The sequence below is a fragment of the Pirellulales bacterium genome (genome assembly GCA_035546535.1).
In the GTDB taxonomy this organism is placed as follows: Bacteria; Planctomycetota; Planctomycetia; order Pirellulales; family JACPPG01; genus JACPPG01.
The window spans coordinates 1-18,863 of record DASZWQ010000079.1 but is presented as its reverse complement, the minus strand read 5'-3'; the positions used below and the strand labels follow the sequence as shown (position 1 = coordinate 18,863).

General features: G+C 62.2%; 14 protein-coding genes and 1 tRNA gene. 6 read left to right on the top strand and 9 right to left on the bottom strand.

Annotated features, from left to right (window positions below; translation table 11 throughout):
• Positions 1–95 precede the first annotated feature (95 nt).
• The 6 genes from VHD36_10380 (at position 96) to VHD36_10355 (ending at position 8,701) form a co-directional block, all read left to right on the top strand.
• On the top strand, positions 96–950 hold the full coding sequence (locus VHD36_10380) for a glycosyltransferase family 2 protein (GenBank protein ID HVU87717.1): 855 nt from the start codon (positions 96–98) through the stop codon (positions 948–950).
• An 823-nt stretch (positions 951–1,773) separates the two neighbouring features.
• Entirely contained in the window at positions 1,774–2,373 is a 600-nt protein-coding gene (locus VHD36_10375) for a DUF5343 domain-containing protein (protein ID HVU87716.1), read from the top strand.
• Positions 2,370–2,945, top strand: coding sequence for a Swt1 family HEPN domain-containing protein (locus tag VHD36_10370; GenBank protein HVU87715.1), 576 nt, complete (start codon positions 2,370–2,372; stop codon positions 2,943–2,945). The genes VHD36_10375 and VHD36_10370 overlap by 4 nt, the downstream gene beginning before the upstream one ends.
• Positions 2,946–3,136: 191 nt before the next feature.
• The gene (locus tag VHD36_10365) at positions 3,137–3,994 is read left to right on the top strand and encodes a deoxyribonuclease IV (protein HVU87714.1); all 858 of its coding nucleotides are present in this window, start codon (positions 3,137–3,139) and stop codon (positions 3,992–3,994) included.
• A 454-nt stretch (positions 3,995–4,448) separates the two neighbouring features.
• Complete coding sequence (gene aceE / locus VHD36_10360) at positions 4,449–7,115, top strand: pyruvate dehydrogenase (acetyl-transferring), homodimeric type (GenBank protein ID HVU87713.1); 2,667 nt, start codon at positions 4,449–4,451, stop codon at positions 7,113–7,115.
• Between the two features lie 185 nt (positions 7,116–7,300).
• Positions 7,301–8,701 carry a 2-oxo acid dehydrogenase subunit E2 gene (locus VHD36_10355; protein HVU87712.1) on the top strand — a complete coding sequence of 467 codons (1,401 nt, stop codon included), beginning with the start codon at positions 7,301–7,303 and terminating at the stop codon, positions 8,699–8,701.
• A gap of 66 nt (positions 8,702–8,767) precedes the next feature.
• Here the strand turns inward: VHD36_10355 and VHD36_10350 are convergent, their stop codons facing one another.
• The 9 genes from VHD36_10350 to VHD36_10310 form a co-directional block, all read right to left on the bottom strand.
• Positions 8,768–9,865 carry a toxin-antitoxin system YwqK family antitoxin gene (locus VHD36_10350; protein HVU87711.1) on the bottom strand — a complete coding sequence of 366 codons (1,098 nt, stop codon included), beginning with the start codon at positions 9,863–9,865 and terminating at the stop codon, positions 8,768–8,770.
• 367 nt (positions 9,866–10,232) lie between these two features.
• Entirely contained in the window at positions 10,233–11,864 is a 1,632-nt protein-coding gene (locus VHD36_10345) for a hypothetical protein (protein ID HVU87710.1), read from the bottom strand.
• A gap of 279 nt (positions 11,865–12,143) precedes the next feature.
• Positions 12,144–13,406: a hypothetical protein gene (locus VHD36_10340; GenBank protein HVU87709.1), complete on the bottom strand. Its 1,263-nt coding sequence runs from the start codon at positions 13,404–13,406 to the stop codon at positions 12,144–12,146.
• A 242-nt stretch (positions 13,407–13,648) separates the two neighbouring features.
• Entirely contained in the window at positions 13,649–14,098 is a 450-nt protein-coding gene (locus VHD36_10335) for a type II toxin-antitoxin system HicB family antitoxin (protein ID HVU87708.1), read from the bottom strand.
• Between the two features lie 138 nt (positions 14,099–14,236).
• Positions 14,237–14,315 (bottom strand) — tRNA-Pro (locus tag VHD36_10330).
• A 102-nt stretch (positions 14,316–14,417) separates the two neighbouring features.
• Positions 14,418–15,578 carry an alpha-hydroxy-acid oxidizing protein gene (locus VHD36_10325; protein ID HVU87707.1) on the bottom strand — a complete coding sequence of 387 codons (1,161 nt, stop codon included), beginning with the start codon at positions 15,576–15,578 and terminating at the stop codon, positions 14,418–14,420.
• A 429-nt stretch (positions 15,579–16,007) separates the two neighbouring features.
• The gene (locus tag VHD36_10320; GenBank protein HVU87706.1) at positions 16,008–17,969 is read right to left on the bottom strand and encodes a M48 family metallopeptidase; all 1,962 of its coding nucleotides are present in this window, start codon (positions 17,967–17,969) and stop codon (positions 16,008–16,010) included.
• A 242-nt stretch (positions 17,970–18,211) separates the two neighbouring features.
• Positions 18,212–18,340 (bottom strand): hypothetical protein, encoded by a 129-nt coding sequence (locus VHD36_10315; protein HVU87705.1) that lies wholly within the window; start codon positions 18,338–18,340, stop codon positions 18,212–18,214.
• Between the two features lie 75 nt (positions 18,341–18,415).
• The coding region (locus tag VHD36_10310) for a LemA family protein (GenBank protein HVU87704.1) at positions 18,416–18,863 on the bottom strand (448 nt) is incomplete at its 5' end.

Here is an 18,863-nt window from a genome sequence, read left to right as displayed (position 1 = left end):
CAAATCGGGGCCAATCTGCAAGGATTCGCGCGATCCTCTTCGCGCGATTGGCTATCGCCGCAAACCGCTCAACCGCTCACCAAGGATCGCCATCGATGGCCGCGCACCATGATCCGTGTGCATCGGCCGCCAAGCAACGCGTCTCGGTCGTTATTGCCGCGTACAACGAAGAAAGTACGATCGCGACCATCCTGCGGAGCCTGCTTGGATTGCCCGTCGACCTTGCCGAGATCGTCGTCGTCGACGACGGATCCACCGATCGAACGGCCGAGATCGTGTGGGGGTTCGTCGAGACCGATCCGCGCGTGCATTTGATTTGCCAACCGCGCAACATGGGCAAGACCAGCGCCATAGCCCGGGCGATCTCCGAAGCCAGCGGCGACATCGTGATCGTGCAGGACGCCGATCTCGAGTACGACCCGGCCGAGATCCCCGACGTCCTGGCTCCCATTCTCCAAGGGCAGGCCGACGTGGTGTACGGCAGCCGCTTCATGGTTCGCAAGGCATCGCGCGTGCTGTATTTCTACCACTACCTGGCGAATCGCGGCTTGACGTTCCTTTCCAACGTGCTGACCAACCGCAACATGACCGATATCGAAACCTGCTACAAAGCCTTTCGCACGGGCGTAATCAAGCCGCTGACGCTGACGAGCAAAGGCTTCGGCATGGAGGTCGAGATCACGGCCATGGTGTGTAAGACGCACGCCCGCACGTACGAGGTGCCGATTTCTTACTACGGGCGCACGTACGAAGAGGGGAAGAAGATCGGCATGCGCGATGGCATCATGGCCCTCTACTACATCGCGTACTACAACCTGGTAAAGCCGCGCACGGCCGCCGGTCGCCGCTATATCCAAGCGGTCAACGCCTTCCTGGCCGAGCACAAGCCGTCGCACGCCGAATCGACGGCCAAGGCCGACTCGCTCGAACCGGTTTCGAAAGGTCGGTAGGCCGCCGCGCGTCGCAGCCGCGTTGTGAGCATCCTTGTCGGCTCGCGCGGAAAAGCACGGCCGCTGGCTCGTGCTCTTAGCCGCCGCAATGCACAGGCGTTTCGAGACAAATTAGCGCCGTTCCCGCCCCTGCGCACTGTGGCGGTTAGCCGACGTAGGGCGTCACCATCAGGCACCAGACCCAGCGAAACGACCGCACTTTTCGCCGATCTGCGCGCTGGGCGGGTCAATTGTTTTGACCCCTACCGGGGGTTCTCACGAGCTAGAGTATGATAAGGCGAGGGCGCTTGCCCTGTCGATCCTTGGCCACGAAGAAGCGACGTGCGGCGTCGCAATCGTCGAAGTGCTTAACGACACGGCGACCACGGCAGTCGTACTCAATCGCCGTTCGAATCAATGGCCTGCTTAATGACGGCATTTGTGGGCTCTCCGTTCGCATGATGTAAACACACCAGGATCGAACCATCCTTACTTCGACTCGTCAACTGCGAGACAAACATTTCGCTCGATTCTTTTTCGAGCGCCTGTCAAGCGAGAACGAAGCGAAGACTCGTTAATTGAGACGCACCACATTACGCATGTTGACTTTGTGGGCGCATGCGCTGGAGACACGCGATCGAGCTAGGCACGAAAGATTGCGCTGCGCTAGCGGCAGGCTGGCCTAGGTTGAGATGTCGTGCGTGGCGAGAGGGTTGGGCCTGTGCCGTGGTGCGTGTGTTGCGTGGGTGCAAGTATGGACGCCGTGGGTGTTTGACCCCAGGCGCACAAGCGTTAGGATGTTACCAACGCACATTTACTTATTCGTGAGGTCGGTATGGGCTTGATGACCAACTACCTGGTGAAAACGGGGAACGCCGAAGAGTTCTTTAATGCGCTCCGCACGGCTAAGGCGCCCGAGCGATTCACGACCAGATTTCTCAAAGACTTGGAATTCAGCAGCAGCAACGATCGACTTTATATCGGTGTGCTTAAGGGGCTGGGCTTTTTGGACGATAATGGTGTTCCGCAGCAGAGGTATTTCAACTTTCTAGATCAAGCGCAATCTGCGGCGGTGCTTGCCGAAGCTATCGAAGATGCTTACGCAGATTTGTTTGCCATAAATCGCGCTGCGCAAACGCTCGAAGTTGAAGAAGTGCGAGGGAAATTCAAGACTCTAACACAAGGCCAAAAGTCGGATAACGTGATCAATTGGATGGCAAACACGTTTTACACACTCTGTGGTCTTGCCGATTGGTCGCGCAAACCAAAGGACCAGAAGCAACCGCCGCCTGAAGAGGATAAAAAGCCGCCAGAAGTACCAGCAGCGCCGCTCAGCAGCGCACCATTGCAGTTGCATTACAACATCCAAATCGTTCTGCCAGAGTCGCGGGATCAAGCGGTTTACGATGCCCTCTTCTCTAGCCTTCGCAGGCATCTTGCATGAAAGACGATTCTCTCTACGCGTTTATGTACCGGGGAATGCTCACCAAGACGGCAGTGCGATTAGCAAGCCGCCAAATGAAGTCCGAAGCGGATAGCATCGGCGCGGTGGCGACGCGTCTTCCGTTCGACCTTCTCGAAGAGCAGATTGTTCAACGAGCCAAGGAGATGGCGGTAGTATTCTCAGCGATTACGGCTTTTGAAAACTCGGTGCGTGCATTTGTCGAAAAACGCCTGCTTGAAGAAATAGGCGATGACTGGTGGACGAAGTGTGTACCCGAGAAGCGCCGCCAAAAGGCTGAAAGCCGACGAGACGAGGAAAACAAGATTCGCTGGCACGCGAAGCGAGGGTCATCCCTACTTGAATACACGGACATTGAGGATCTGTCGGCAATCTTCACCACGAATCAGGACGTATTTCTACCAATCGTGCAATCGATTGATTGGGTGAAGAATATCTTCAAAACGGTTGAATTGTCTCGCAATATCATTATGCACAGTGGCTATCTGGAGGCCGAAGACGTCGAGCGACTTGGCATGAGCATGCGAGATTGGCTCGCACAAATCGGTGCCTAATGAAGAATCATGAAGAGAAGACCCTGTCACCCGAAAACGCAATGCGGGTAGAAGCTCGCAAGACGCTTCGTCATGGTTTCGTTGTAACGGAAGGGGAATTGAGGCGTCTTGTGGGCGGAGGCGGACCGCACGCGTCGCGACTAGGGGTATAACCCCTCCGCGCCGTGGCGGTTAGCTGCTACCCTCGCGGCATGCCGATTCTGGGTGCCCATATGTCGATTGCCGGCGGCTATTACAAGGCCGTCGAGATTGCCGCGCGCTGCGGTTGCGATTGCGTGCAGTTGTTCACGAAGAACAACAACCAATGGCGGGCCAAGCCCATCACCGCCGACGACGTCGCGCGGTTTCGCGACGCTTTGCGCGAATTGAAGATCACGCACCCCATCGCGCACGATTCGTACCTGATCAACCTGGCCAGCCCGGACGATACGCTGTGGCAGAAATCGATCGACGCTTTTGCCGAGGAGCTACGCCGCGCCCACCTGCTGGGCATTCCCTACGTCGTCACGCACCCCGGCGCTTCGACAACCTCGGACGATGAGACGGGACTGAAGCGCATCATTCAAGCCCTCGATGAAGTACACGCACAAACGCCTGACATCACGAGCCAGTGTTTGCTGGAAAACACCGCCGGGCAGGGTTCGAACCTGGGCTGGAAGTTCGAGCACCTGGCCACGATCCTCGACGGCGTGCGCGACCCCGACCGGCTGGGCGTGTGCATCGACACCTGCCACACACTGGCCGCCGGCTACCCGCTGGGCACGCAAAAGGATTATCGGGCCACCATGGCCGCGCTCGACAAGACGGTCGGCGTGAAACAGGTGAAGGCCTTTCACCTCAACGACAGCAAGCGCGAGTTGGGCTCGCGCGTCGACCGGCACGAGCAGATCGGCGAAGGGCACCTGGGCCTCGAGCCGTTTCGCTTTCTCCTGAACGATCCGCGTTTTCGCAAGGTGCCGATGTACCTGGAAACGCCCAAGGGCCAGAAACACGGCGTCGAGCTCGACGTGATCAACCTCCAGCGGCTGCGGTCGCTGGTCGAGAAGTGAGCGCGGCCCAATTGGGGTCGCCCGCGTGGCGGCCGATCGTCACGGCGATCACCCTGCCATCACGCCGGCCGCCTTGCGAAATCGTAAGCCGGATACTTGCCGCGCGCCGCGGGGCGAGCTAAACAGGCTTTTATCTCGCATTTCGCCCGCCGCGTCCGAACGTCGTGCTGCGCTGCCTCCCCCGGGGCGATGGGCTTTACGCCGGGGGGGCCTGTTCCGATAATGGATGCGGATCGTCGAGCGCAACACCTTTCGATCGAAGGAGATTTCGCAGCCTGCACGTGTCGCGCCGCGCCCTCGGTTAAGGCCCGTCATCGCCCGCCCCCATCGGCCTCCGCTCAAGCACCAGAAATGGCCTGGGCGGAATAGTCCGAACGAATGATGGCCTAAGATTTTAGGAACGAAACGAGGATCGCGGATCCGTCGGGTCCGTGCTCCCACGGAGGTCGGCTTCATGGCTCAGGCAGAAATCGTCAATTCCACGGGCAACGACGTCGATCCGGCCGAAACGGCCGAATGGCTCGAATCCCTGCAATACGTCCTCTCGACCAAGGGGCCCGAGCGCGTCCGCTACCTGCTCAAGGTCCTGGACGAGACCGCCTATCGGCACGGCGTCGAGCTGCCGTTTTCGCATACGACCCCCTACATCAACACCATCCCCGCCGACCGCCAGCCGGTGTACCCCGGCAATCGCGAGATCGAGCGGCGGATCAAGAGCATCATCCGCTGGAACGCCATGGCGATGGTGGTGCGCGCCAATCGCGACCATCCGGGCATCGGCGGCCATATCTCGACCTACGCCTCGGCCGCCACGCTGTATGAGGTGGCGTTCAACCACTTCTTCCGCGCCACCGACCAGATTTATTTCCAGGGGCACGCCTCGCCCGGCATTTACGCGCGAGCGCTTTTGGAAGGCCGGCTCACCGAGCAGCAACTGGCCAACTTCCGCCAAGAGCTGGCTCCCGGCGGCGGCCTGTCGAGCTATCCGCACCCGTGGCTGATGCCCAACTTCTGGCAATTCCCCACGGTGTCGATGGGCTTGGGGCCGATCATGGCCATCTATCAGGCCCGCTTCAACAAGTACCTGATGGACCGCGGCATCAAGGACACCAGCGACTCGCGCGTGTGGTGCTTCATGGGCGACGGCGAAAGCGACGAGCCCGAGTCGCTGGGCGCGATCACGCTGGCCTCGCGCGAGAAACTCGACAACCTCACGTTCGTCATCAACTGCAACTTGCAACGTTTGGACGGTCCGGTCCGCGGCAACGGCAAGGTCATTCAAGAGCTGGAAGGCGCCTTCCGCGGCGCCGGCTGGAACGTCATCAAAGTCATCTGGGGCGACGACTGGGATCAGTTGCTCTCGCGCGATGAAACGGGCCTGCTCGTGCAGCGCATGGGCGAAGTCGTCGACGGCGAGTATCAAAAGTACATCGTCAGTCCGGGCAGCTACATCCGCGAGCATTTCTTCGGCAAGTATCCCGAGCTGGAAGAGATGGTCGCGCACCTGTCGGACGAAAAGCTGAAGCGTTTGCGCCGCGGCGGGCACGACCCCGAAAAGGTCTACGCCGCTTACTCGGCCATGATGGAAGTCAAAGGCAAGCCCACGGTGATCCTCGCCAAGACGATCAAGGGGTACGGCCTGGGCGAGGCCGGCGAAGGGCGCAACGTCACGCACCAGCAGAAGAAGCTCAACGAAGTCGAGCTGCGCGAGTTCCGCACCCGCTTCGGCATTCCCATTTCGGACGAAGAAGTCTCGAAGGCGCCGTTCTACATTCCGCCGGCCGACAGCCCCGAGATGCAGTACCTGCGCGAGCGTCGCAAGGAGTTGGGCGGTTACGTGCCGGCGCGCAAGACCGAGCAGCCGCCGCTGACGATCCCGCAGAAGCATGAATTTCCCGAATCGTTCGAATCGAGCGGCGACCGCGAAGTTTCGACCACCATGGCGTTCGTCCGCATGTTCGGCCGATTGCTGCGGCACAAGGAGATCGGCAAGCTGATCGTGCCGATCGTGCCCGACGAGTCGCGCACCTTCGGCATGGAATCGCTGTTCCGGCAGTGCGGCATTTACGCCCACACGGGCCAGTTGTACGAGCCGGTCGATTCGGAAACCGTGCTCTACTACCGCGAGGCAAAGGACGGCCAGATCCTGGAAGAGGGGATCACCGAGGCGGGCTCGATGTCGTCGTTCATCGCCGCCGGCACCGCCTACAGCACGCACGGAATCAACATGATTCCGTTCTTCATCTTCTATTCGATGTTCGGTTTCCAGCGCATCGGCGACTTGATCTGGGCCGCCGCCGATCAGCGCGCCAAGGGTTTCATGATGGGAGGCACCGCCGGGCGCACCACGCTCAACGGCGAGGGCCTGCAGCATCAGGACGGCCACACGCACCTCTTCGCCATGGCCTATCCCACGGTGCGCTGCTACGACCCGGCCTATGCCTACGAAACGGCGTACATCGTGCTCGACGGCATGCGGCACATGTACGAAGAGCGGCACGATGCGCTCTACTACATCACGATCGCCAACGAAAACTACCTGATGCCCAACATGCCCGAAGGGTGCGAAGAAGGCATCATCCGCGGCATGTACCGGGTATCGACGAAGGACGTGGGCAATAACCGCCCGCACGTGCAGCTCTTCGGCAGCGGCTCGATTTTGCGCGAGGCGTTGCGGGCCCAGACGATCCTGGCCGAGAAATACGACATTTCGAGCACGGCCTGGAGCGTGACCAGTTACAAGCAACTGCGCACCGAGGCGCAAGAAGCCCGCCGCTGGAACCTGCTGCACCCGACCGAAACACCGCGACGCAGCTACTTGGAAAACGTGCTCGACGGCGTGCAAGGTCCGTTCATCGCCACGAGCGACTACGTGCGGGCCGTGGCCGAGCAGATCGATCCCTGGGTGCCGGGCGGACTGTACGCACTGGGGACCGACGGGCTGGGGCGCAGTGCCGATCGCGCCGCGTTGCGGCGGCATTTCGAGATCGATGCCGAGCTGGTGACCGTGGCCACGCTCAACCAGTTGGCCGAACGGGGCCAGGTCGACAAAAACCTGGTGGCCCAAAGCATCCGCGACCTGGGCATCGATCCCGAAAAAGTCGACCCCTGGACGGCCTAAGCTTAATAGGGGTAAATACCGGGGGAGCTGCGCCCGTCCGATGAATTTGGGTGCCACTGCTGGCTCGCCCAGCAGTGCAGGAAATCGCGTAGGGCACTGGTAGGCAAGCTACCAGGGACACTCTCGCGCAAGATTTCAAGAACCGCACATTCGAAAACCTAGCTGCCAAGGAAACGAAAACGCCGATGGCGATTGAATTCAAACTGCCGGACCTGGGCGAAAATGTCGAATCGGGCGACGTATTGAGCGTGCTCGTTCACGAGGGGGACACGATCCAGGCCAACCAGAACGTCATCGAACTGGAAACCGACAAGGCCACGGTCGAGATCCCCTGCCCGCACGCCGGCCGCGTTTCGAAGATTCATGTGCAGCCGGGGCAGACCGTGCCGATCGGCACGTTGCTCTTGTCGATCGAAGCCGCGGCTGGCGCCGGTGACGGCGCGGCGGCGCCCGCGAAGGACGGCGGCGCGAAAGCCGCGGCCCCCGCCAAAGCTCCGCCGGCCGCCAAGGCCGCGCCGGCCGAAGAGCCCGAGGAAGACGACCAGCCGGCTCCGGCACCCAAGGCCGCGGCGCCGAAGCCGGCGGCAGCGAAACCCGCGCCGGCCAAGCCCGCCCCCGCGCCGCCGCAGAATGGCGGAGCCCCTGCGCATACCGCGCACGAGGCGGCCGACGCCGGCGCCGTCACCTCGCCGGCCGGCCCGTCGACGCGGCGGCTGGCGCGCGAGCTGGGTGTGGATCTGCGCCGCGTTACCGGCTCGGGCCCTGGCGGACGGATCACGCGCGAAGACATCGTTTCGGCGGTGCGGCATTCGTCGCCGATTCTGAAGGTCACGCCCAACCGGCAGAACATGCCCGACGGCGTCGAGGATCAGGATTCCTACGGTTGCATCCGCAAGCAGCCGCTGACGAGAATCCGCAAGACGATTGCCGCCAACATGGCGCATTCGCATGCGACGATTCCGCACGTCACGAACTTCGACGACGCGGATATCACGGAGCTCGAACGAATTCGCAAAGGGAGCGTCGCCGATTACGTCGGTTCGGATATCAAGCTGACGATGATGGCCTTCGTCATGAAGGCGGTCGCCCAGTCGCTCAAGCTGCATCCGCTGTTGAACGCCTCTTTGGACCTGGAGAACAACCAGATCGTCTACAAGGAGTATGTGAACCTTGGCGTGGCCGTCGACACCGAGCGTGGGCTGGTCGTGCCGGTGGTGCGCGAAGTCGATCAGCTCACGATCCCACAAATCGCCCAGGCCCTGAACGACGTGGCCAACAAGGGGCGCGACAATCAGTTCGCCGTCGACGATCTCCGCGGCGGCACGTTCACGATCAGCAACCTGGGCGCGGTCGGCGGCACCTATTCCACGCCGATCATCAACCATCCCGAGGTGGCGGTGCTGCTCCTGGGCCGCTCGCGCAAGCTGCCGGTGGTGATGGACAACGACGAGATCAAAGTCCGCCTGATGATGCCGCTGAGCCTTTCTTACGACCATCGCCTGGTCGACGGCGCCGTGGCCGCGCGGTTCTTGAACGAAGTGAAAGGCTACCTGCAGGTGCCCGGCCGGCTGCTGTTGGCGCCGTAGCGCTGGGACGGCCGCCTTGTCGCGCTGTAGTCCCGTTTGCCCGCAACGGAGCTACTGTGACCGGCCTCAATCGAAATGATCGGCCGAGATCACGTCGCCCGCTTCGGACCATTCGTAGGCGTCGCCGTGGCGGCGTCCCATGCGGAATTCGGTCACGGACTTGGGCGCGCCCGATTCGAACCACATCATGAAACGGCCGTTGGGGGCGTCGCCTTCGAACAGGCCTTCGGCCTTCTTATTTCCGTTTTCATACCAATCGATGGCCAGGCCCTCTCGGTCGCCGGCGACGAAGGTTTCGTAGGTCTGCCGCTGGCCGTTGCGGTACCACGTTTGATGCAGACCGACAAGATCGCCCTTGTCGTATTCCGCTTCGACCTTGGGATGATGGTCAGCGTCGTCGGGCCACCATTCTTTCCACTCGCCGTCGCGCGTCCCCTCGACGTAGTGTCCTTTGGTTTTCAGGCTGCCGTCCGGGTGCCACTCGGTGTACTCGCCGTCGATGGCTCCATCCTTATACGTACGGTCGTGCTTGGGGCGGCCATCGGCGTACCACTCGGCGTAGTGGCCGTGCTTAGTGCCGTCGAGATACTCGACTTCGAGCGATTTGTGCTTGCTGCGGTGATAGAGGACCGCAGTGCCTTGCTTCACCCCGTGGACATACTTCGTTTCTTCCTGCGGGGTTCCGTCGCTGTACCAGCGGCGTCGCATGCCGTGCGTCTCGCCATTGACATAGGTTTGTTCGATCGCCTTGTGTCCCGACGGATGCCAGGACGTGTATTTCCCGTCCTTCGAGTCGGCGACGAACGTGGCTTCGTGCTTTTTCTGCCCGTTGGAGTGGTACAGCGTTTCGGGCCCTTCCTTACGATCGTGCTTGTAGGTTCCTTCTCCCTTTTTCTGTCCCGATTCGTACCAGGTCGTCCAGGGCCCGTCGCGTTGCCCGTCGTGATAGACGTAGCGGCTGGCAATCGGGCCTTTTTCGTAATAGGTCTCGACCAGGCCGTGTTCGACGTCCTCGCCGCGGGCGTTCTTCTTGACCTGCCGCCGGGCTTTCATGGCGCCGGAGGGGTATTTCTCCTCGACGACCTGCGGTTTGGCCTTGGCCGGCGCAGGGGTAGCGCCGGGCGCGCCGAGCACTACCAAGCTGAGAATGGTCGCCGAAATCATAAAGCGAAACGACGCGTGGAAATGCCCTGAAGGCGAGAGATGCACACCGGCGAACCCGGTAATTCTACGATAGGCGTGCGCGCCGGATTTGGGAACAACCCGGCAGCCGAAGTCTGTACCACGGCCCGTCCACGGGCGCGGAATAACCGGCCCAAAGTGCCACGCGGGCCGCTATTTCCAAGATAAAGCCTGCCCTCACAGCACGCGGAGACGCAGGAATTCCTCCGCGGATTTCACAGATTGACGCAGGTTCCTTAAACACGTCGTGGGCCACTCTCGACCCTCTGCGGAATCTGTGTAATCTGCGAACGTATTCGTTTTGCCTTCTTGTGGTACGGCCCAATTCGCGCCGGCCTCACTCGGCGCGCTACTTGCCTTTGTCCCCTTCGCGCAGAACATCAAAATACGTGCGCGCGTGCTCGCGATAACCGCGCGGCATATGGGTGTCGGCCAGCGGATCGGCGCCGCTACTGCGCGCGGCCTGGAATTGCGCTTGGATTTCCTGCTCGACGCGTCCCTTGGCGTTCGGCCCTCCGAGCTGACCGGTGACGTTCACCGAGCCGCGACCGACTTTCTGACGCACTTTCGTATCGTAAAGTCCCCCTTCGATTTCGCCCTCGGGGCCGTCGGCATCCAGGTGTCCGCGTCCCGGCTCCAGACCGCGGCGCTCGCGTCGTTGGCGACCGCCGCCGCCGAATGGATTTCCTTCGTTCTCAGCTTCGGCATCAGACAGTCCGGCTTTCGCGTCGGCCAGCTCGTCGAGCGCGTCGTCCAACAGCGCGCCTTCCGCCTCTCCCTTGGCGAGCTCCGAAAGCTCGGCCTGCATCTCGGCGAGCGCCGCCGCCGCGGATTCTTTGTCTCCCTGCTTCATGCACGATGCACATTGACCCATTTTCGTAGCCAGTTGCGACAGCTTCTCCATTTGCGGCGCCCTCTGCTCCAGCCGGGCAAGCTTCTTCTCCAGTTGCTCGGCCTCCTGCGACTGGCCCGCGGCACGCTTTTCGGCGATCTGGCGCTTCAGCTCCTTGGCCATCTCGCCCTGCTTTTCGGCGGCGCTCTTCAGCTTTTGCTCCATCGCGGCAAGCTGTTGCGCCAGGTCAGCCAGGTTTTGCTCGTCGAGCTCGCCTGCCTTCAACTTCTCCTGCAGGGCGGCCAACTCGCGGGCCGCTTCTTGCAAATCCCCTTCCTTGAGCGCCTCGGCCAGTCGATCGGCCGGCCCCTTGGCGAGGTTCTTGAGCTGCTGCATTTGTTCCTGCAAGCGCTCGTTGCCGCGTAGTTGTTCGCGGCGCTCGGCCAGCTCTTTGTTCAGATCGTTCAGCTTGACCATCGCCTGCCGCCGATCCTCGTCCCCCTTGGCCAGCTCTTTCAGGCCGGCTTCCAGCTTGGTGAGGGCTTCGACCTCTTTCAGATCCTGTTCCCGCGCCTCTTTCAGCCGCTCGGCGATTTTCTTGTGGGCGACTTCGGCCGCCTTTTTCACTTCCAGCTTCTGTTCCGAAAGCGTGGTGGTTGCCGTGGCCGTTTCGCCGGTGGGATTGAGGAACACCGACAGCAGAAACACGGCCGCCGCGGGCAACAGCGGCAAGAGCGCCGCCCGAGACAGCGACAAGCGAAATGCCGGCGCCACGTCCACACGCGCGATCGCCCGCAGAGCGTCCGCCACCAGAGCCTCGCCCATCGCCGTGTCGCGATCCGCCTCGCGCAGCGCATACGCGCTCGAGACACGCTCGGCGAGCCCGAAACGCCGATCGATCTCGATGGCCGCATCCAGCTCGGATTGACCGTGCAGCCAGGTCAAAAGCGCCGCGCCGGCGACGCCCGCTGCTACCGCCAAGGCCGGCCAGGCCCAAGGCACGAGGCCGAGCGGATAGTACTTATCGATCGCCACCAGAAGGGCAGCCACCACCAGCGTGGCGAACAAGCACCACGGCAAGACGCGCAGCAACCGCTGCAAAGCCAACCGGCGCCGCGCGATGCGCACCTGCCGCCTGAGCTTCTCCATGGCCCTTGCTCCCGCCGACGAACGAGACCGCGACCGGCGCACAACCGAGCACGCCGGGTCCATCCCTCGATCATAGAGCCGAGCCCGCGGACAAGCCAGCGCGCAGCGCGTGCTAGCCCCCGATCCCCCGGCGCGAAGGCTACCAAGGCAGAAACAGAGCCACCAAGCACACCGAGGGCAACCGAGAGGGACGGAAGGCAATCCTTCACCCCCCACATTTTCTCAGCTCTGTGTCCTCGGTGTGCTCGGTGGCAAATCTCACGCTGCCGAACCAGTCGGCTATTTCACGGCCGACATCGCCGCGGCCAGAATCTTCGACGTGCTCTCGCGCATGATCCGCGGGTCGACCGTCTTGCCTTCCAAGAGGGTCTTGCGCACGTCCTTGCCCGAGATGAACACCGGCTTTTCGTCCGGGTGCTTTTCCATCAAGTCGACGCGGCCCACCGAGTCGTAGTAGGCCGCGAAGCCGACGCAGACCGGCTTGATGCGCAGATCGCCGCCGAGCTTGTTGAAGATTTCCTGCGCGTCGAAATCGCCCCAGATCGCCGTGCCGTCGGCGTACGGAGCGTCGGCATGCTTACGGCCGATCACGATATCGGTGAAGCCGTAGTTCTGCCGGTAGATCGAGTGCATCACCGCTTCCTTCGGCCCGCCATAGAACATCTTGATGTCCAGGCCCAGCAGGATGACGCGGTCGGGCACGCTCTCGTTACGCGGCCCCCACAGCGACTTGTCGCTGTCCCCTTCGCCCAGACCGCGCTTGTCGATCAGGGCTTCGTAAGTGAGCATGCGCACGTCGGCCGGCACGTCGTCTCCCTTGGTCTCGCCGATCAGCGGGTTCAAGCAAGCCCCCGCGTTGTGGCCGGCCCGCAGCAAGGTCTCCAGACCGTACACAAGCGCGTATTCGTGGGCCCGGTGCAGCGGGTTGCGCGTCTGAAACGCCACGACCCGGTTCCACCCCTTCTTGGCCAACAAGTCGCGCACTTCGCGCGGGCTGAGGACGTACTTGCCGAACTTCGCATTCTTCGGCTGCGGCAACACGCGAATCGTGCCGCCAATCAAGTGCGTCTTGTCGGCGTCACCTTTCAGCACCATGTCGGCGCCCGGGTGATCGGTGCGCTCGGTGAGGTACACGCTCTTGATGTATTTCGCCTTGTCCCATTCGAAGACGTCGCTGATGTCGAGCGTGGCCACGACCTGGCCGGCCGAGTTCACGAGCGCCACCTGCTGACCGGTCGATAGCTTGGCGGCCAGGTCCTTGGTCACGGGAAACGACAGCGGAATCGTCCAGGCGTACTTCTCTCCCTCGTGGATGATGTAGCCCTTCTCGAGCACCTGGTTATAAGTGGCCGAGTCCATCGGGCCGACAAGCGGGCTCAGGGCCCCATCGCCAAAACGATAGACCGTCGAAAGGTCGGCGTCCGAGACCGGCACCTTCGTCAGGTTCGCGGCGTGCGCCTTGAACGAATCCACTTCGCCGGCCGGCACCGTGCGATTGACCGGCTCCTTCAAACCACCGTGCACGCCAATCAGATCAGCCATCGAATATCCATCCTCTCGGGAGCTACCCAAAAATACGATTCCCCGCGAGCTGCCGCTGGCGCCCGACGATTCTTCGGGTTACGCCAGAGCATGAAGGGGAATCTTGAAATCGCAGCCCGGTGGCTGCGCGGCCCCTGCCAGGGCCGAAATCGGGCCCAGAATCAAACCGGCCAGTATAGGGAAATGAGGAAAAAGCTCAACCGCAAGGCGGCCGCTCACGAGATCACGTCCCCTGGGGAACGCTATCGCTTCCGCGCAGGGCGCCCTTTGCTCCGCGGCGCCTGCCCCCGAATACCGGTTTTTGCAGGCCGTTTGCGTCCCGCGGGAGCTACGCGCGATAGGTCCACAACCTGCGACAAGTGGTCCGCGACGAGTTGGTTCAGACTTGTGCCTTCGCGTGCCGCCATCCTCGCCAAATCTCTGTGCACCTCCGGTGGAACGCGCGTCAGGAACTTGCCTGAGTAGGGCTTCTCGGGCGTTTGCCCTTCGTCTTCGCACATGGCGACATAATCATCAACCGAATCGCAGAACGCTTTATGGAGCTCCCGCACCGTCTGCGCCTGAAACGTAACCACGTCGCGAATGCCGAGCACTTCGCCGTGGAAAATATCGGCTTCGCGGTCATACTCGGCGCGGCCGTGGAAGCCGTGGTACGGGCCGCACTCGTAAATGCATTCTTCTTTAATTGTCATGGCGTTATCCCAGATTCAGCGAGGAACCGCCGAACGGATTTTACAGCCCCCTCATCGGTATGCGGACGCGGATGAGGGCGATGGAAAGTGGCTCTAACGCCATTCAGTCGAACACGAACGCGCGAGCCAAGCGCAAAGCGGAGGAGGCAGGGCTCGAACCTGCATCTGTGGTGCCCCGAACGAGCGCCAGCGCTTTCCCGAATTAAGCTACTCCCCCACGGAGTGGCTCCATCATAACCCCACGATTTCCCATTTCCACCATGTTCAGACGACCAAAGGAGTGCCAAAAGGGGGGCCAAAAGGCAGGCGCCTGAGCCGCTCAGCTCTTCATGAGCCCGGCCCCGCGCAGGTCGGCAATCGTCGGATATCCGTCGATCGCCATCAGCAGATCCGTCTCGGCCAGAAGGCATCGCAACACGTGAACGATGCCCTCGGTGCCCCCCAGGGCCAGTCCCCAGGCATAGGGGCGCCCGATGCCGACGGCCGTGGCCCCCAGCGCCAATGCCTTGGCAATGTCCGGCCCGGTCCGCACCCCTGAGTCGAACAGCACCGGGGTTTTCCCGGCCGCCTCGACCACGGCCGGCAGCATGTCCAGGCAACCGACGCCGCCGTTGGCCTGCCGGCCTCCGTGCGTCGAGCAATAAATCCCATCGACACCGCCGTCGATCGCCCGGCGGACATCCTCGGGATGGCAGATTCCTTTCAACAGCAGTGGCAGTTTCGTCAGCGACCGCAGCCAGGGCAAATCCTTCCACGTCAGCACCGCGCCGAAGATCTGCGTCCACAGCATGATCGCCGCGACAGGGTCTTCTTCGATCGGCTTCGTTAATCGCGAGCGGAAGACCGGGTCTGTGAAATAGTTCGCCAGGCAATGACCGCGCAACTGCGGGAAACTGGAGCGCGTCAAATCGCGCGGCCGCCAACCGGGCAGCCACGTATCGAGCGTGACGACGATCCCTCGGAAGCCCGCCGCCTCGGCCCGGCGGACGAGGCTTTCCGCCACCTCGCGATCCGACGGCGTGTAGAGCTGGAAGAATCCCGGCGTGCCGCCGAATTCCTTGGCCACCGCTTCCAGCGGATCGACCGTCAAGGTCGAAGCCACCATGGGCACGCCGGTCTTGGCCGCGGCCTTCGCGGTGGCCAGGTCTCCATGCCCATCCTGCGAGCAAATGCCCAGCACGCCGATCGGCGCCATGAAGATCGGCGATGGCAGCTTCATACCAAAGAGCTCGATCGAAAGGTCGCGCTTCGAGCCATCGACCATCATCCGCGGTACGAAGCCCCATTTCTGGAACGCCGTCACGTTCAGGTCCTGCGTCCGCTCGTCACCGCAGCCGCCTTGCACGTACGAAACGATCTGGTCCGGCCAGGCTTCGATGGCCTTTTGTTCCAGCTCACGAATATCGATAGGCAGCTTGGGAATAATGCCGCGCAACCCAGCGGCGTAAATCTCGTCCTGATATTGGCCGAAGTTTTTCATCGTGTTCGATCTCCTCGTGCGTAATCCGCGCGCGTTGTCGGCTCGCGATTATCCGTGGTGCGGCGCTCGACAGCAACACGTCGATTCGTGCGCACCGCGTGGTCTATCCAGTGAAACGGGGTGCCATGCTCACTTGCGTGAGGCGTTTCGGAAATCGGCTCCTCTTTGACGCCAAAGGCGTCGCACAAGCCAGCCCAGGGCAACGCCCTGGGTTTGTCCCGTATGAACATCGTCGTTCTCAAGCCCTGTAAGGGCGGCACAGCTAGCGCGTAGCAGCGCACGATTGTGGCGCCCCTTCAGGGCTTTATTGATTTGTGCCGATCTGGTCCCCAGGGCGTTGCCCTGGGCTAACCTGTCGCACACCTTCGGCGTGCTCAGCGTGGCCATGGCACCCGAACTCCGCGTTCGAAGGTGTGACAGGAAAGGCCGTCAATCGCCGGCGAGCTTCACCAGCGGCGGCATCGGGCAGGCAAACGCGTCCGAAATCACGCGCAATAGCTCCCCTTCCTCGACCGAGACCTGGGCATCGGCCCCGATGCACGCCGCGCACGCTTCGAGGACCGATTTCTTGAGCGCTGGCGCCGTGCCGGCCAGCGTGTCGAGCGCGCGATCGAACGCGACCAGCCCGCATTCGGCGCGCGGCAAAAGCTCAAGCGGCACGGGCGTGGCGCCCAGCTTCTCGGCGCCAGCGGCGAACGATCGCGCGGCTAGCGCGTCATCGCGCGTGCCCGCATACGAGAGCGTGGAAAGCAGGGCCCGACACGCCGGCAGCACTTGGGCGAGCGACGTGTACTTTTGCCGCGCTTGCGGCGCCTCTTCCAACCGTGGCAGCAGCCGTTTCAGCACCAGGCGATGCACCGCGTACTCGAACAAGTTGATCGTGTTATCCGCGCGCGTGAGAAACACGACGTCGTTGCGGAAGGCCGTCAATTGGGCGGGCGACAGCCGTTTCAGGGCCGGCAGCACCATGCTCACCAGCGGTAACTTGGCCTCGGGCTTAACGAGCCCGACCGCGGGCGCGATGCGCAGCGTCTCCTGGTTGGCGCGCGGATCGGCTTGCGTCGCCAGATAAGCAAGCTGCTTCTCACGAATCTCGGCGCGACGATCGTCGAGCAAAAGCGCATACACCGTGGCCACCGCGCCCAGCGGGTCGCGCACGTTGTCGACCAGCTCCGCCGGCAACGAGGCCACGAGCGCCGCGGCATAATCCAAATGTTCGATCCGGGGCGCGCCGACGTGCGCCACGGCCGCCGCCGGTTGAAAGGCGAAACTCTGCGCGCCCGCCGCGGCCTGCGCGTGAACCGCGGCCGGTCGCTCGCGCTGCGCCGCGAACCGTTGGGGATCAACGACGTCGGCGGCCGAATATTCGACGAGCTCGACCGCAGGATATTTGCCGTCGAACGATGGATCGATGCGTCGGATCCGCTCCGCCAGCGGCGGATGCGTCGCCAGTAGTTCCAGAAACGGCGCCGCCAGCCCATTGCCGAAATACATGTGGCTCGCTTCTTCGGCCTGCGGCGTCGTGAGGCGCGAGCCTTGCACCAGTCCGCCGATTTTCTTGAGCGCGCCGACGATTCCGTCCGGCAGCCGCGTGAACTGCACGGCCGAGGCATCGGCGAGGTATTCTCGCTGCCGCGACACGGCGCTTTTGATCAGGTGGCCAAAGAAAACGCCGATGTAGCCGATGATGTACAGTAACAGCCCCAACAGCGGCAGCGGATTGCCTCCTTTGCGTTCGCCGCTCGAGCGCGAGAAGCCGATGGTATATGTGCTGCCGCTGCGCATCAGCACATAGCCGATCATGGCGATCAGCAAAATACCATTGAGCAGACCCATCAGGCGCAGGTTCAACCGCATATCGCCGTTGAGGATGTGGCTGAACTCGTGCGCGATCACGCCCTGCAACTCGTCGCGTTTGAGCGTTTCGATCGTGCCGCGCGTGACGCCGATCACGGCGTTTTGCGGCGTCGTGCCGGCGGCAAAGGCATTGATGGCCGATTCATGATCGAGCAGAAACACCGGCGGGACAGGCGTGCCCGAGGCGATCGCCATTTCCTCGACGACGTTCAACAGCACGCGTTCGCGCAGCTCGGTCGTGTTGGCCAGCACCGGCCGCCCGCCCAAGCTGCGCGCGACGACTTCTCCGCCGCGCGCCAAGTCGGCCATTTTGTACAGGCTGCCCACCACGATCACCAGCAACGTCCCGCCAGCGACCGGCCCCAGCACCTCGGGCTGCCACAGCGCGTCGCCCGCGTCCCCCTGCGTGCCGACGAACACGGCCACCACGGCCAGATAGACGGCGACGATGATGGAAATAACGGCGAGCACGAAGTAGACGACGAGCAAGCCAGTCCTGCGCCGCGCCTGCTCCTGGTGCTCGAAGAAGTCCATGGCGGATTACCGAATCATTTCACCACGGAGGCACGGAGACACGGAGAAAAGAATGATAAATGACGAACGAAGAAGTGGGCACCATCCCGTTAAATCCAAACACGCGAGAATCGCGGGTAATTCTAGTGAGACCAACGTCGGCGGAATTGTGGCCGTTGGTACTGGGTCATTTGCTTTCGCCATCGGCTCGCGGTTTTCTTGGGCTTACGTCGAGCGCCTTATTTACTTGTTTCTCCACCTCGTCAAATTTGGCCCTTAATGCCATCCGTTTCGCCGCGTTCCTTGGTCCCTTTTGCCTTCTCCAGTTCGCTCAGGTCGGCCAGCCATTCAGACAGGCGGCGTTGTGCTTCTTCGATCGCTTGTTTGTCCATTGCTCAGCCTCACCTACGGGGCGTTTGGGCGCAGGATATTCTCTTCTCCGTGCCTCCGTGCCTCCGTGGTGCAACTCAGAACTGCACTTTCACCCCTTCGCGTTGTTCGGGCGCCGACACCTCGAACGGTTGCGCCGGCGCGAAGCCGCCGAAGCCGGCCACGAAATTGTTCGGAAATACCTCGCGTGCCGTGTTGTAGCTCATCACGGCGTCGTTGTAGGCCTGGCGGGCGAACGCCACTTTGTTTTCGGTGCTGGCCAGCTCTTCTTGCAGAGCCAGCATATTTTGATTCGCTTTCAGGTCGGGATAGTTTTCCATCACGGCCATGAAGCGGGTCATCGTGCCGGCGAGCGCCGTTTCGGCCGCTCCCAGGCCTTGCATAGCTTGCGGATTGCCGGGGTTGGCGGCGGCTTGCTGACTGGCGGTCTGCGCCGTGTTGCGCGCTTGGATCACGGCTTCCAGCGTCTCGCGCTCGTGCTTCATGTAGGCCTTGGCCGTTTCGACCAGGTTGGGAATCAGGTCG

What these genes read in the sequence shown, in the direction of transcription:
- VHD36_10340 (HVU87709.1), bottom strand. Translation starts at nt 13,406, where the DNA reads ATGGCTGATCTGATTGGCGTGCACGGTGGTTTGAAGGAGCCGGTCAAT.
- aceE (HVU87713.1), top strand. Translation starts at nt 4,449, where the DNA reads ATGGCTCAGGCAGAAATCGTCAATTCCACGGGCAACGACGTCGATCCG.
- VHD36_10380 (HVU87717.1), top strand. Translation starts at nt 96, where the DNA reads ATGGCCGCGCACCATGATCCGTGTGCATCGGCCGCCAAGCAACGCGTC.
- VHD36_10335 (HVU87708.1), bottom strand. Translation starts at nt 14,098, where the DNA reads ATGACAATTAAAGAAGAATGCATTTACGAGTGCGGCCCGTACCACGGC.
- VHD36_10375 (HVU87716.1), top strand. Translation starts at nt 1,774, where the DNA reads ATGACCAACTACCTGGTGAAAACGGGGAACGCCGAAGAGTTCTTTAAT.
- VHD36_10365 (HVU87714.1), top strand. Translation starts at nt 3,137, where the DNA reads ATGCCGATTCTGGGTGCCCATATGTCGATTGCCGGCGGCTATTACAAG.
- VHD36_10345 (HVU87710.1), bottom strand. Translation starts at nt 11,864, where the DNA reads ATGGAGAAGCTCAGGCGGCAGGTGCGCATCGCGCGGCGCCGGTTGGCT.
- VHD36_10355 (HVU87712.1), top strand. Translation starts at nt 7,301, where the DNA reads ATGGCGATTGAATTCAAACTGCCGGACCTGGGCGAAAATGTCGAATCG.
- VHD36_10320 (HVU87706.1), bottom strand. Translation starts at nt 17,969, where the DNA reads ATGGACTTCTTCGAGCACCAGGAGCAGGCGCGGCGCAGGACTGGCTTG.
- VHD36_10325 (HVU87707.1), bottom strand. Translation starts at nt 15,578, where the DNA reads ATGAAAAACTTCGGCCAATATCAGGACGAGATTTACGCCGCTGGGTTG.
- VHD36_10315 (HVU87705.1), bottom strand. Translation starts at nt 18,340, where the DNA reads ATGGACAAACAAGCGATCGAAGAAGCACAACGCCGCCTGTCTGAATGG.
- VHD36_10370 (HVU87715.1), top strand. Translation starts at nt 2,370, where the DNA reads ATGAAAGACGATTCTCTCTACGCGTTTATGTACCGGGGAATGCTCACC.
- VHD36_10350 (HVU87711.1), bottom strand. Translation starts at nt 9,865, where the DNA reads ATGATTTCGGCGACCATTCTCAGCTTGGTAGTGCTCGGCGCGCCCGGC.